Source organism: Streptomyces glaucescens (assembly GCF_002154375.1).
In the GTDB taxonomy this organism is placed as follows: domain Bacteria; phylum Actinomycetota; class Actinomycetes; order Streptomycetales; family Streptomycetaceae; genus Streptomyces; species Streptomyces glaucescens.
In genome coordinates this window covers 1-11,981 of sequence record NZ_MUND01000473.1, presented here as the reverse complement: position 1 = coordinate 11,981, position 11,981 = coordinate 1, and the positions used below count along the sequence as shown (strand labels likewise).

Genomic DNA, 11,981 nt, shown 5'->3' with positions numbered 1-11,981 from the left:
GGACCGCTCGGCGAGCACGCTCTCGATGCCGGAGACGAAGTCCATGTAGAACGGTTCCAGACCCAGCAGCCGGGCCGGCCGGCACAGGGCCAGCCCGACGATGTCGACCCGTCGACTGGACAGGCTGCGGGCGGCGGCGCTCGGGGCCCAGCACAGTTCCCGGGCCGCCTCGAGGATCCGCTCACGGGTGGCCTGGGAGACGCCGGGGTTTGTGGTTGAACGCGAGCGAGGCCGCGCCCTTGGACACCCCGGCCCGGGGCCGCGACGTCCTTGATGGTGACGCGGTCCGTGGCGGCGCTCACGCCGGTTGCCCGTGGAGCGGGGCCGCCGAGACCTCGTCGGCGGTGACGGCGCCACGGGCCCGCACACGGGTGCGTGCCCGCTCGCCGGGGCGCAGGGCCTGGGGCCGCGGTCGCAGGCGGCGGCCGGCCCGCGTCGCCCGGGCCGGAGCAGGAGGTCTCCGACGAGGGCGTGGGCGCTCACCTCGACGTCGGCGCCGTCCTGCTGACCGGGCACGGGCTCCGGACCGGCGGCGCGGCGCGGTGCGGGGCAGGCGAAGTCCTTGTCGAGGACCGGGAGGTGCGGGGCGCGCGGCCCTCCCCCGCTCCCGGGCTCGTGCGCGTCGGGCGACCGCGACGCGTCGGCGGCCGGCGGATCGGCGGGGACGCAGCGGGGTGCCGTGGCCGCGGGTACGTCGTCTCCCTGGCGCGGGCTCCGGCCCCCGGTGAGCTGGGTGACGTCCTTCATCGTGCGGCTCCCCTCGCCTGACGCAGGCAGGCGGACGGACAACGGCGGTCAACCCAACGCGCAGCCAAGCCGGTGTCCATAAACCGGTCAAGTGGCTGACCGTCACCGTGTGCTGCCCGTCCTCGCACATGGCAGCGCACATCCGCACACCCCGGTAACGATTAGGCATCGCGCTTGAAATCTTTGCTTTACCGGTTAACCGCGGACTGACATAGTGCCGACATCCCACCCGCAGAGCTGAGCCGCAATCCTGAAGGAGCTGGGCACATGGGGAAGAAGAAGACGCTCACGGGAGCGCTTCTGACCGCCGCGATCATGACCGTCGCGGGATGCAGTGGCCAGGGCGCGGTGTCCGGTGAGACCGCGACGGCACCCGCCGACCCCGGCGACGCCTCGGGCACCATCAAGGTGCTGACCCACCGCACCGACCTCGTCCAGAACGGGACGATGGACAAGTACGCCGCCGAGTTCAACAAGATCTACCCCAAGGTGAAGGTGAAGTTCGAGGGCCTCACCGACTACGAGGGGGAGGTCAAGATCCGGATGAACACCGACGACTACGGTGACGTCCTGATGATTCCGGCCGCCGTCGCCAAGAACGACTACCCGAAGTTCTTCGCCCCACTGGGCAGCGCCGGGGAGCTGGGCGACAAGTACCGCTTCAGCGACAAGGCCGAGGTCGGCGGCAAGATCTACGGCATCAGCACCTTCGGCACCGCCAACGGCTTCCTCTACAACAAGGCGGTCTGGAAGAAGGCCGGCATCACCGACTGGCCGACCACGCCGAAGGAGTTCGTGGACGACCTGAAGGCCATCGAGTCCAGGACGGACGCGCTGCCGTACTACACGAACTTCAAGGACGGCTGGCCGCTCACCGCGTGGAGCAACAACATCGGCTCGGTCACCTGCGACGCCAAGGCCAACGACAAGCTCGCCGGGCCCGTGTCCCCGTGGAAGCAGGGAAGCGACCTGCACACGATCGACTCCCTCCTGTACGACATCGTCGAGGGCGGCCTGTCCGAGAAGGACCCCAACACCACGAACTGGGAGGCGTCCAAGGACATGGTCGCCCGGGGCAAGGTCGCCACCATGCAGCTGGGCTCGTGGGCCATCACCCAGATGCAGGCCGCCGCCGAGAAGGCCGGCACCAACCCCGACGACATCGGATTCATGCCCTTCCCCGCACGCAAGGACGGCAAGTACTGCGCCATCCTCGCCTCCGACTACCAGCAGGCGGTCAACGTCCACTCCGACCACAAGACCGCCGCGCGGGCCTGGGTCGACTGGTTCACCGAGAAGTCCGGCTTCCCGGCGACGGAGGGCGCGGTCCCCGCGCCGCGGTCCGCTCCCATGCCGGACACGCTCGACGACTTCGTTGACAACGATGTCACCTTCCTGGAGCGCTCCGAGGCGAAGACCGGCGCGGTGAACACCATCGACAACGCGGCCGAGATCGGCCTCAACAAGCCGGACTACCGGCAGAAGCTCGTCGACACCGCGCGCGGCGCACAGGACGGCAGCCTCGAGGACTTCCTCGCGGACCTCGACAAGAGGTGGAACGAGGCGGCCGGCACCGTCGGCTCCTGACCCCGCCGGCTCCTCCTCCACCAGCCGTCACCGGCCCCGCCCGGACCAGCGGGCGGGGCCGGGCGCCGTCGAAGATCAGCAGATGATTGATCGCCCGACCCTGCTCGTGTTCCTCTTCCTCCAGCGCTACATCTACAACGGCTTCGCGCAGGGTGCGACCAAATGACACCGCCCGGCTCCGCGACCACCGTCGGCGGAGCCGAGTCCGCGTCCCGCCCGTGCGCCCGGCGATCCGCCGGCTTCCCGCCGTGTGCCCGCTCCCCTCGCCCGCCTCCCCAGGGACTGACCGGCGGCACCGTCATCCCGCCGAGAACGGCGCCCCGGGCGCGCGGGCCTCTGGCGCGCGGGCCTCTGGCGCGCGGGCCTCTTGGGTGGCCGCCCAGGAAGCGAGGAGGCGCAGGCCCTCTTCGGAGGCGGAACCGGGCTCGGCGGTGTAGATGGTGAGGGTGAGGCCGGGTTCGGCCGCCATCTCCAGGCCCTCGTAGGCGAGGGTGAGGTCTCCGACGGCCGGGTGGTGGAAGCGCTTGGTGCCGGTGCCGTGATGGCGGACGTCATGGGCGCCCCAGCGGGTGCGGAACTCGTCACTGCGCGTGGACAGCTCACCGACGAGGTCGTGCAGGCCCTTGTCGTGGGGGTCGCGGCCGGCCTCGGTGCGCAGGATGGCGACGGCGACGTCGGCGGCCCGCTCCCAGTCGGGGTAGAAGCGGCGGGAGGCGGGGTCGAGGAAGTTGAAGCGGGCGAGGTTCGCCTGGTTGCCGGGCGCGGCGTAGACGTCGGAGTAGAGGGCGCGGGCGAGCCGGTTGGCGGCGAGCAGGTCCATGCGGCCGTTGCGGACGAAGGCGGGGCCGGCGGTGACGGCGTCCAGAACCCATTGCAGGCTGCGGTGCGGCGTCCAGTGCCGGGGGGCGCGGCGGCGGGGTCGGGTGAGGGCGTCGGAGCCGTCGGCGGCCTGCGCCAGGTGCAGGAGGTGGGCGCGTTCGGCGTCGTCGAGCCGGAGAGCTCGGGCGACGGCTTCCAGGACTGCCGGGGAGACGCCGACGAGGTTTCCGCGTTCCAGCTTCGCGTAGTACTCCACGCTGACGTCGGCCAGCGCCGCTACCTCGCTCCTGCGCAGGCCGGGGACGCGTCGGCGGCTTCCGGGGGGCAGGCCCGCCCGCTCGGGGGTGATCCTGGCTCGTCGCGAGATGAGGAACTCGCGGACCTCTGCACGGTTGTCCACGCCTTCGACGGTACGTCCCGCACGCGGCGGGAGGGATGTACTGCCGGTACACCCCTCGCTGGTGACTCGCTACGCGCTCCGCGAGCGGGTTACCTGGATGACGTCGTGCTTTCCGCCCGGCCGTGCAGACGGGCCAGGTGGATCGTCCGCACCCGGCCACGGCGACGCCCGTCGTCCGCGTCCGGTCCGTCCTGCACTCGGCACGCGAAGGAATCCCGCTCATGCGCGGCGCAGTGATCCACGCCCCCGGCGACATCCGCTTCGAAACCCTGGACGATCCGAAGATCCTCCACCCGACCGATGCCGTCATCCGCACGGCCGTCACCTGTGTGTGCGGCTCGGACCTGTGGCCCTACCGCGGCGTGGAGCCGATCGGCGACCCGCACCCGATGGGGCACGAGTACGTCGGCTTCGTCGAGGAGGTCGGCAGCGAGGTCACCTCCGTCAAGCCGGGCCAGTTCGTCATCGGCTCGTTCGCCACCTCGGACAACACCTGCGTGAACTGCCGGAACGGTTTCCAGTCGAACTGCCTGCACCGCGAGTTCATGAGCACCTGCCAGGCCGACTACGTACGCGTCCCCAACGCCCAGGGCACCCTGGTCGCCACCGACGAAGTACCCGCCGAAGAGCTCTGGCCGGGTCTGCTGGCCCTCTCCGATGTCATGGGAACCGGCTGGTGGGCCGCGGACGCCGCCGAGGTCGGGCCGGGTTCCACCGCGGTGGTGGTGGGTGACGGCGCCGTCGGTCTGTGCGGGGTGATCGCGGCGAAGGAGCTGGGTGCGGAACGGATCATCGCGATGAGCCGCCACGCCTCCCGGCAGGAACTGGCCCGCGAGTTCGGCGCGACCGACATCGTCACCGAGCGTGGTGAGGAGGGCGTGGCCCGGATCAAGGAGCTGACCGGTGGGATCGGCGCCGACAGCGTGCTGGAGTGCGTCGGCACCGCCGAGGCCATGCGGCAGGCCCTGCATTCGGCCCGGCCCGGCGGCAACGTCGGGTTCGTCGGCGTCCCCCACGATGTCGCGATCGACGGGGAGGAGCTGTTCTACTCCCACGTCGGCCTGCGCGGCGGCCCCGCCCCCGTGCGCCGTTACCTTCCCGACCTGATCCGGCGTGTCCTGTCCCACCGGATCGAGCCCGGCAGGGTCTTCGACCTCACTCTGCCCCTGGAGCAGGTCGCCGAGGGCTACAAGGCCATGGACGAGCGCCGCGCCATCAAGGCCCTCCTCAAGCCCTGACCAGCGCACCTCCGCGCCAGGCACCCGTACGCCCACCCCATCGCACCGGTTCCGGCGCCATGCCCCACCGGTGCCCGGACCGACCTTCGGAACGCCCATGAGACCGGCCACGCGTCGGATGACGCGCATGCTCCGCACCGCCCCCGTCCTGTCGCTGCCGGTGGTCGCCGTACTGCTGCTGGTCCCGGCCGGCTGCTCGGGCAGCGCACCGGCCGCCCCGTCCACCGCGTCGGCCGCCTCCTCCCCCGTGGCGCCCTCCTCCGGGCGCTCCCCCACAGCGAGCGCCCAGCAGACCGCACCCCCGCAGAGGAACACCACCATGAACATCCGCCTCACCCTCGACGGGCACCGCGTCGACGCGGCTTCGAACGACAGCGCGGCCGCCCGGGACCTCGCCGCCCTGCTGCCCCTGGAGCTGAGCCTCGCCGACTTCCAGGCGCAGGAGAAGACCGCCGACCTGCCCGCCCGGCTCTCCACCGACGGCGCCCCTGCCGGAGCAGCCCCGCGAGCCGGTGACATCGCCTACTACGCGCCCTGGGGCAACCTCGCCCTGTACTACCGAGACGCCCCGTACGCCGAGGGCCTGGTCGTGATCGGCCGGATGGCCCCCGACGGCGTCGCCATGCTCGCCGAAGCCGACCACGTCACCATCTCCCAGGGCGGCTGACCGCCGGCCGGCGCCGCCCCCATCGGAACGGAACCCCGCACCATGACCACGACCTACGACTGCCACGGCAAGGCCGCGTTCGTCACCGGCGCCGCCTCCGGCATCGGCCGCGCCACCGCCCTCGCCTTCGCCCGGGCCGGCGCGCAGGTCGCTCTCGTCGACCTGTCCGAGGACGGGCTGCGCGAGACCGCCCGCCTCATCGCAGCGGAAGGGGGTCGGGCACTCACCCTGACCTGCGACGTAACCCAGGAAGAAGACGTCCGGGCCGCGGTCGGCCAGACCGTCGAGCGCTTCGGACGTCTGGACGCCGCCTTCAACAACGCCGGCGTCGAACAGCCCGTCCAGTCCGCCGCCGACACCACCGAGCACGACTGGGACCGCATCCTCGGCGTCAGCCTCACCGGTGTGTTCCTGTGCACCAGGGCGCAGGTCCGGCACATGCGCCGGCAAGACGGTGGCGGCGCCATCGTCAACGTCTCCTCCGGCGCCGGCGTCAAGGGGTTCCCGGGCCAGGCCGCGTACGCCGCCGCCAAGCACGGGGTCATCGGCTTCACCCGCTCCGCCGCCCTCGACCACGCCGCGGACGGCATCCGCATCAACGCCGTCTGCCCCGGCATCATCGACACCGAGATGATCCGCCGCTTCGGCGACACCCGTCCCGGCGGCCGTGAAGGTCTCATCGCGGACGAGCCCGTCGGCCGCCTGGGCAGGCCCGAGGAGATCGCCTCCGCCGTGCTGTGGCTGTGCTCGGACGACGCCGCCTTCACCACCGGTGCCGCGCTCGTCGTCGACGGCGGCCAGACCGTCTGACCGCACCGCGACGCCACACGGCGAGCCACACGCCGACACCTCCGCGCGTGGAGTCGCCTCCATGGATGCCGCCTTTGGCTCCACCGGCCCGGTCGCCTTCGTCACCGGCGCTTCGTCCGGCATGGGCCTGGCCACCGCCCGGGCCTTCGCCCACGCCGGCGCCTCCGCCGCCCTCGCCTGCGTCGACGAAGCCGCCGGTCGAAGCGGCCGTCGAAGCGGCCGCGAAGGAACTCACCGACGCGGGCCACCGAGCCCTAGCGCTCCCCTCCCATCCCATCCCATCCCATCCGTAGGAGGATCGTCATGGAATTCGTCAGGCAGCAGCCCACCAGCAAGGCTCCGGCCGGCTGGTTCACCGGCGACGTCTGGTGGGACGCCATCGTCGCCGGCCGGGAACCGTCCCGCATGCGCGCCAACCTGGTCCGCTTCTCACCCGGCGCCCGCACCAACTGGCACTGCCACGCCGTCGGACAGACCTTGCACGTCGTCTCCGGCATCGCGTACATCGGCACCCGCGACGGCACCGTCTTCGAGGTCCACCCCGGCCGGACCGTCACCTGCCCGCCCGGTGAGGAACACTGGCACGGCGCCGCCCCGGACCGTTTCATGGAGCACCTCGCCATGTGGGAAGCCACCACGGACGGCACCCCCGAGACGACCTGGGCCGAGCCCGTCACCGACCAGCAGTACGGTGCCCCGCGCAGCCACGACCGGTAAGGGCTGGAGGGGAGTGTCAGACCTCTCCGATACGGTCCCTCCATGAGAGCCACAGGAACTTTCGTCGTCGAAGCGTTCGTCCCGACCGGGCTGGGACCGGACCCGGTCGTGCCCACCGGGCTCCCGGTGAGTGTCGCGACGATGGAGAAGCATTTCGCGGGCGAGGTCGCCGGTCGCTCGGCGACTCTGTTCACCGCTGCGTTCGACCAGTCGACCGGTACCGGTACCTATGTGGCCATGGAGTCGTTCGAAGGCTCGCTGTGCGGCCGGTCCGGCGCTTTCAACTTCGTTCATTCGGCGACCACTTCGGGCAGCGACCGTACAGCGGAGTTCTTCACCATCGTGCCCACGAGCGGCACGGGAGAGCTGGCCGGGATCTCCGGGGCGGGCGGGATGGCCGTCGACGCCGACGGAACGCACCGCGTCTGGTTCGAGTACGAACTGGAAGCGGTTCGCTGACGAACGCGGTGCACGCGTGGTGTCCGTTCCCGCTCCTCGCCGCCGAGGACCGGGGTGCTCGCAGAACTCCCAGGACTGGCCCTCATGAGACCCGCCGTGCGCGGCGGTCGTCGCGCTGCACGGCTCGCACGGTACGGAGCGGTCTCAGATCTGGGCCCGGCCCGCGCCTGCCCGGTGTTGGGTCGGGCTGATGCCGCGGACCCGCTTGGACGCGGTGCCCAGGGCGAAGGCGCTGGAGAAGCCGACGCGTCCCGCGACGGCGCCGATCACCGCGCCGGGTTCGCGCGGCAGCTCGGCGGCCAGGGCGTACGAGCTCAGCGGCCCGCGGCTGATGTCGTTCGGCGACGCCGTGGCCGACACCGCCCGCGCCACGGGCCGCGACATCCGCTGCACCCCGCTGAGCGCCGAGACGTACGCCGCCGAACAGCGCGCCTACGGCGTGCCCGAGGAACGGGTGCGGCTGACCACCGGCCGGGACGCCGGCGTCCGCTCCGGCGCCCTGAGCTCACTCACCGGCGACGTGGAGAAGGTGCTGCGCCCGCCCCGGGATTTCACCGACTACGCCCGCACGGCCGCCGCACAGGGCGCTCGGACCGTCTGACCCGCCGCGGCCACACCTCCTCGGCACCGGGCCCGGCCGCGTCCGGATCGCGGAGCGGCCGCAGGCCATAGCCGTAGTGCGTGGGCGACTCGGTGTTGACGTCGTCGACGGGGCGACGAAGCACGGACCGTCGGCGAAGGCGAGCAGCCGCCGTCCCGGCACAGCGCCCGTCGTGGCCGGCGCAGCCCTCACGCCCGGCCGGGCGGCGCCGCCACCGACGCACGGTCCACGAGGCGGGTGCGCAGGGTGTGCATCTCCCGGCGGGGTTCGCCTCCGGCGAGGACGTCGAGCAGCACCTCGGCGGCCGTGGACCCGAGCTGGTGCACCGGCTGCTCGATCATGGTCAACGGCGGCACCATGACCGCGGCCCAGGCACTGTCGTCGAACCCGATCAGGGACACATCACCGGGGCACGACAACTCCCGTGCGCGGATGGCGCGCAGCGCACCGGTGACGCCGTCGGTCTCGGAGCAGAACAGCGCGGTGACGGGGTCGGGGAGGTCGAGCATCCGGGCGACCTCCCGGGCCGCCCGCTCCTCCACCTTCGGCCCGACCATCACCAGTTCGGGGTCGAAGGGGATGCCCGCGTCGTCGAGCGCGTCGAGGTACCCGCGCAGGCGCTCCCCGTCGGTCCACAGGTTGCGGGACGCGGCGGCGATCAGCTCCCGGCGGGTCGCGGGAGCCTTGTCCACCGGCGGCCCCCAGACGAATCCGATACGCCGGTGACCGGCCGCGATGAGCTTCTCCACCGCCTCGCGCGCCGCGTCCCGGTTGTCGATGACGACGGCGTCCAGATCGAGCGAGGGCACCGCGCGGTCGACGAGGACCACCGGCATTCCGCGTTCGAGGGCGGTGCGGATGTGGCCGACCGAGGAGCGGTCGACCGCCGCCGACGCGACGATCATGCCGTCGACGCGCTTGTCGATGAGGACGTTCGCCGCCGCCACCTCCTCGTCGAGCCTCTCGTACGTGCTGACGACCAGCGTGTCGAATCCGCGGGCGCGGGAGGTGTCGCAGATACCGCGTACGACACCCGCGAAGAACGGGTTGCCGATGTCCGCGACGATGACCCCGAGGGTGTGGGTCACCCCTGTCGACATGCTGCGGGCCAGTGCGTTCGCGCGATAGCCGAGCTTCTCGGCCGCGGCGAGCACCCGCTCCTTCAGCTCCGGGCTGACGTATCCGTATCCGCCGAGCGTGCGGGCGGCGGTCGCCCGGCCGACCCCGGCCTCCGCGGCCACCTCGGAGATCGTCGGGGACGCCGACGGGCGGGGCCGCTCTCCTGACATCGCTCGGTACCTCGCTTCTCGTGATCGACGGCTGTCCACATGCTAGACACAGCCGGTGGGCCGGCCACGGCCGAATGCCGCCTCGGTGAAGCACTGGTCGTGGGCGGCGTCCGCGCCGTCGCGCAGCGCGCGCTCCAGCTGGTGGCGGTCGGGCGGGGCCGGCCTCCGCCATCCCGCGCGCAGCAGCGAGACCACGAAGCCGGCGAGGAAGGCGTCACCGCAGCCCATCGTGTCGACGAGGCGTGCCCCGTCGTCCAGGGGGCGGGCAGGCGCCGCCACGGTCGTACGGCCGTCGTGGGCGACGGCGCCCTCGGCGCCCCGGGTGGCGAGGGCGAGTCCGGCGCCGCGCCGCACCGCCTCGGCCAGCAGGTGGCGGGTGGCCGTCTCGTCCAGGTGGGAACAGGACAGCAGCACGAGGTCGGCGTACGGGCAGATTCGGTCCAGGTAGCCGGGCGTGCGGTACTCCTCCTCGCTGGACAGGTCGAAGGTCGTGAGCGTGTCGAGCCCGGCGAGCTTGGGCAGTTCGCCCTCGCTGCCCGAGTACACGCTGGAGTGCACCAGGTCGAAGGAGGAGACGTAGGCGAGCAGACCGCTGTCGAGGACCAGCGGCTCACGCACGGTGACGCCGCCTCCGTTCCAGCCGAGGAAGACACGGTCGCCGGAGTCGACCCGGAGGGTGGACACGCCGCTCTCGCCGTCGCGCACGGCGCAGTGGTCGACGGCCACCCCGGTGTCCGCGATGGCCTCGCGCAGGAAGCGGCCGAGGGTGTCGTCGCCGAACACTCCGAGGTACGCCGCCTCCAGGCCGAGGCGTCTGGCGTAGACGGCCACGTTCACGCTGTTGCCGCCCGGGTAGTCGATGCCGCGGTCGACGAACCGGTCGACGATGTTGTCGCCGAAGCCGAGGACTCTCATGGGTTCTCCTGTGCGCTGGCCCGGCACGCCACTGGGCGGGGGCACGGACGGGCGCCCGGCACCGGACTCGGTACCGGGCGACGGGTGCGGACTGCGGACTGCGGACCGTGCGTAAGTGAGACGGCGGCGGGACGGCGGCCGCGCGCCGCAGTCCTCGGGCGGGACGAGGGCGCCGGGCCGCGCCGGCCGCTGCCGCCGGAGTCGTGTCCGGTGCGGCAGCGGCCGGCCGCGTGTCTCAGTAGTCCATGACGCGGTAGTAGCGGCGCAGGTCCAGCGAGTGTCCGCGCACCCGTTCCAGGTGCTTGCTGACCCGGCCCATGACGGTGTCGAGCACCAGCGGTGCGAGCAGGCCGCGGAACTCCGGGCTGATGCCGGGCAGCGGATAGTCGCGGGTGTCGAAGACGGTCACGTCTCGGGAGATGCGCTTGGCGAAGGCCTCGACCCGGTCGGTGAGGGCGCGGGTCTCGTCCTCCCCCTGGAAGACGAGCACGCTCGTGTCCTCTTCGAGGAGTTCCAGGGAGCCGTGGAAGAACTCGGCGCTGTGCACGCGGGTGGTGCGCAGCCACTGCATCTCCTCGAGGATGCACATGGAGTACAGGTAGGTGAACCCCCACAGGTTTCCGCCGCCGACCAGGAAGTGGTAGTCCGTGTCCTTGTGCGCCTCGGCGAAGGCGGCGGCCGTCGGCTCGGCCTGCCGTGCCACGTCGAGGAGGATGCCGGGCAGTCCGGCGAGTTCGCCGGCGAGCTTCTCGTACCCCTCGAACTCGCCCCTGCGTGCGAGCAGCCGTCCCATGAGCAGCAGCATCTGCGGGTCGAAGGGCCAGGCCTTCGGCTCGGAGACGAGGGCCACGTCCACGCTCCGGGCGACGGGGGACTCGGCGTAGCCCGTGAACCCGATGGTGCGAACGCCCTTGGCCTTGCAGTACTCGATGGCCCGGAGGCTGTCCTCGGTGGTGCCCGACACCGAGGTGAAGACGGCGACCGAGCGCTCGCCGAGCGTCGCCTCTCCCCCGGTGACCAGCTCCGCCGCGATGACGGCGTGGACGGGCAGCGTCGAGGTGCGGCGGGCGAGTTGCTCGTACGGCCACATCTGGGCGTAGGTGCCGCCCGCGCCGACGAGGAAGAGGTTGTCGAAGCCGTCGTCCGTGAGGCGGTCGGCGAGTTCCTCGATCCGGGGGCGCAGGGCCACCGTGCTCGCCAGCTGGGAGAGGAATTCCGGCTCGTCGAATCCGAGCATCTTCGCGTCCTTTCGGGAACGGGTGCGGCCGGCGGCGCTGAGCGACCTGATACCGGTATCACGCGGGCCACACGCTGACACAACGCACCGGCGGCGTCAACAGCAGTGAGCCGCCCGCAGGCGTGCAGCCCACCTGGCTAACACTGTTGACCTGCCAGTTCATTGGTCCCCGCCGAAGGAATCGGCCGCGCGGCGACCCACCCCCCGCACGTTCCGAAGAAGATCTTCGCTCCGACTCTGGTACCGGTATCAGATTCTCTGTACAGTCGCCGCACGCCAAGCGGCCGTCCCCCGGACACCCCGCAGCGGATCCGACCTGCCCGCGCCTGCGGCGGGCCCTCCCATCGACGAAAGGACGCCCATGCGCACACGTGCACTGACGCGGTCCGCGGCACTCCTCGGGGCCTCGGCACTCGTCCTCACCGGCTGCTTCGCCGGACCGGCGAAGGGACCCGCGGCCGACGTGACCGCGAAGCCGGAGTACTCCGGCACCCT

Annotated in this window: 11 protein-coding genes and 2 pseudogenes; 7 read left to right on the top strand and 6 right to left on the bottom strand. The window is 71.9% G+C overall.

From position 1 onward, the window contains the following. Window positions 1-302 (bottom strand): annotated as a pseudogene (locus tag CCN42_RS28390) (LacI family DNA-binding transcriptional regulator); the annotation flags it as partial. Window positions 303-1,014: 712 nt separating this feature from the next. On the opposite strand from CCN42_RS28390, the gene CCN42_RS28380 reads away from it, so the two are divergent. Beyond that, on the top strand, window positions 1,015-2,334 hold the full coding sequence (locus tag CCN42_RS28380; protein ID WP_086739875.1) for an ABC transporter substrate-binding protein: 1,320 nt from the start codon (window positions 1,015-1,017) through the stop codon (window positions 2,332-2,334). 298 nt (window positions 2,335-2,632) lie between these two features. Here CCN42_RS28380 and CCN42_RS28375 read toward each other — a convergent pair whose 3' ends face one another. Then, window positions 2,633-3,553 (bottom strand): helix-turn-helix transcriptional regulator, encoded by a 921-nt coding sequence (locus CCN42_RS28375; RefSeq protein WP_086739873.1) that lies wholly within the window; start codon window positions 3,551-3,553, stop codon window positions 2,633-2,635. Between the two features lie 221 nt (window positions 3,554-3,774). Between CCN42_RS28375 and CCN42_RS28370 the strand changes: the two genes are divergently transcribed. The 5 genes from CCN42_RS28370 to CCN42_RS28350 all read left to right on the top strand — a co-directional run bounded on the left by CCN42_RS28370 (window position 3,775) and on the right by CCN42_RS28350 (window position 7,444). Next, window positions 3,775-4,791, top strand: a complete 1,017-nt coding sequence (locus tag CCN42_RS28370; RefSeq protein ID WP_086739871.1) for a zinc-dependent alcohol dehydrogenase family protein — start codon at window positions 3,775-3,777, stop codon at window positions 4,789-4,791. Between the two features lie 127 nt (window positions 4,792-4,918). After that, entirely contained in the window at window positions 4,919-5,458 is a 540-nt protein-coding gene (locus CCN42_RS44860; RefSeq protein WP_245877503.1) for a cyclophilin-like fold protein, read from the top strand. A 42-nt stretch (window positions 5,459-5,500) separates the two neighbouring features. Next, entirely contained in the window at window positions 5,501-6,268 is a 768-nt protein-coding gene (locus tag CCN42_RS28360; RefSeq protein WP_086739869.1) for an SDR family oxidoreductase, read from the top strand. A gap of 303 nt (window positions 6,269-6,571) precedes the next feature. Further along, window positions 6,572-6,985, top strand: a complete 414-nt coding sequence (locus CCN42_RS28355) for a (R)-mandelonitrile lyase (protein WP_086739867.1) — start codon at window positions 6,572-6,574, stop codon at window positions 6,983-6,985. A gap of 42 nt (window positions 6,986-7,027) precedes the next feature. Continuing rightward, window positions 7,028-7,444 (top strand): DUF3224 domain-containing protein, encoded by a 417-nt coding sequence (locus CCN42_RS28350; protein WP_086739865.1) that lies wholly within the window; start codon window positions 7,028-7,030, stop codon window positions 7,442-7,444. Between the two features lie 144 nt (window positions 7,445-7,588). Here the strand turns inward: CCN42_RS28350 and CCN42_RS46245 are convergent. Beyond that, window positions 7,589-7,750, bottom strand: a pseudogene (locus tag CCN42_RS46245) (AraC family transcriptional regulator); the annotation flags it as partial. A 43-nt stretch (window positions 7,751-7,793) separates the two neighbouring features. Here CCN42_RS46245 and CCN42_RS46240 point away from each other — a divergent pair. Next, a complete protein-coding gene (locus CCN42_RS46240; protein ID WP_422641198.1) occupies window positions 7,794-8,045 on the top strand; it encodes a Rossmann-fold NAD(P)-binding domain-containing protein in 252 nt (83 codons plus the stop codon). A gap of 188 nt (window positions 8,046-8,233) precedes the next feature. On the opposite strand, the gene CCN42_RS28340 is transcribed toward CCN42_RS46240, so the two are convergent. From CCN42_RS28340 to CCN42_RS28330, 3 genes are all read right to left on the bottom strand, one after another. Beyond that, window positions 8,234-9,334: a LacI family DNA-binding transcriptional regulator gene (locus CCN42_RS28340; protein WP_086739863.1), complete on the bottom strand. Its 1,101-nt coding sequence runs from the start codon at window positions 9,332-9,334 to the stop codon at window positions 8,234-8,236. A gap of 42 nt (window positions 9,335-9,376) precedes the next feature. Next, entirely contained in the window at window positions 9,377-10,249 is an 873-nt protein-coding gene (locus tag CCN42_RS28335; RefSeq protein ID WP_086739861.1) for a PfkB family carbohydrate kinase, read from the bottom strand. Between the two features lie 235 nt (window positions 10,250-10,484). Further along, window positions 10,485-11,486, bottom strand: a complete 1,002-nt coding sequence (locus CCN42_RS28330; protein ID WP_086739860.1) for an SIS domain-containing protein — start codon at window positions 11,484-11,486, stop codon at window positions 10,485-10,487. Window positions 11,487-11,981 lie beyond the last annotated feature (495 nt).

Bases quoted from the DNA above. Each gene is read 5' to 3' on its own strand.
- CCN42_RS28380 (WP_086739875.1), top strand. From the start codon at position 1,015: ATGGGGAAGAAGAAGACGCTCACGGGAGCGCTTCTGACCGCCGCGATC.
- CCN42_RS28370 (WP_086739871.1), top strand. From the start codon at position 3,775: ATGCGCGGCGCAGTGATCCACGCCCCCGGCGACATCCGCTTCGAAACC.
- CCN42_RS44860 (WP_245877503.1), top strand. From the start codon at position 4,919: ATGCTCCGCACCGCCCCCGTCCTGTCGCTGCCGGTGGTCGCCGTACTG.
- CCN42_RS28360 (WP_086739869.1), top strand. From the start codon at position 5,501: ATGACCACGACCTACGACTGCCACGGCAAGGCCGCGTTCGTCACCGGC.
- CCN42_RS28355 (WP_086739867.1), top strand. From the start codon at position 6,572: ATGGAATTCGTCAGGCAGCAGCCCACCAGCAAGGCTCCGGCCGGCTGG.
- CCN42_RS28350 (WP_086739865.1), top strand. From the start codon at position 7,028: ATGAGAGCCACAGGAACTTTCGTCGTCGAAGCGTTCGTCCCGACCGGG.
- CCN42_RS28340 (WP_086739863.1), bottom strand. From the start codon at position 9,334: ATGTCAGGAGAGCGGCCCCGCCCGTCGGCGTCCCCGACGATCTCCGAG.
- CCN42_RS28335 (WP_086739861.1), bottom strand. From the start codon at position 10,249: ATGAGAGTCCTCGGCTTCGGCGACAACATCGTCGACCGGTTCGTCGAC.
- CCN42_RS28330 (WP_086739860.1), bottom strand. From the start codon at position 11,486: ATGCTCGGATTCGACGAGCCGGAATTCCTCTCCCAGCTGGCGAGCACG.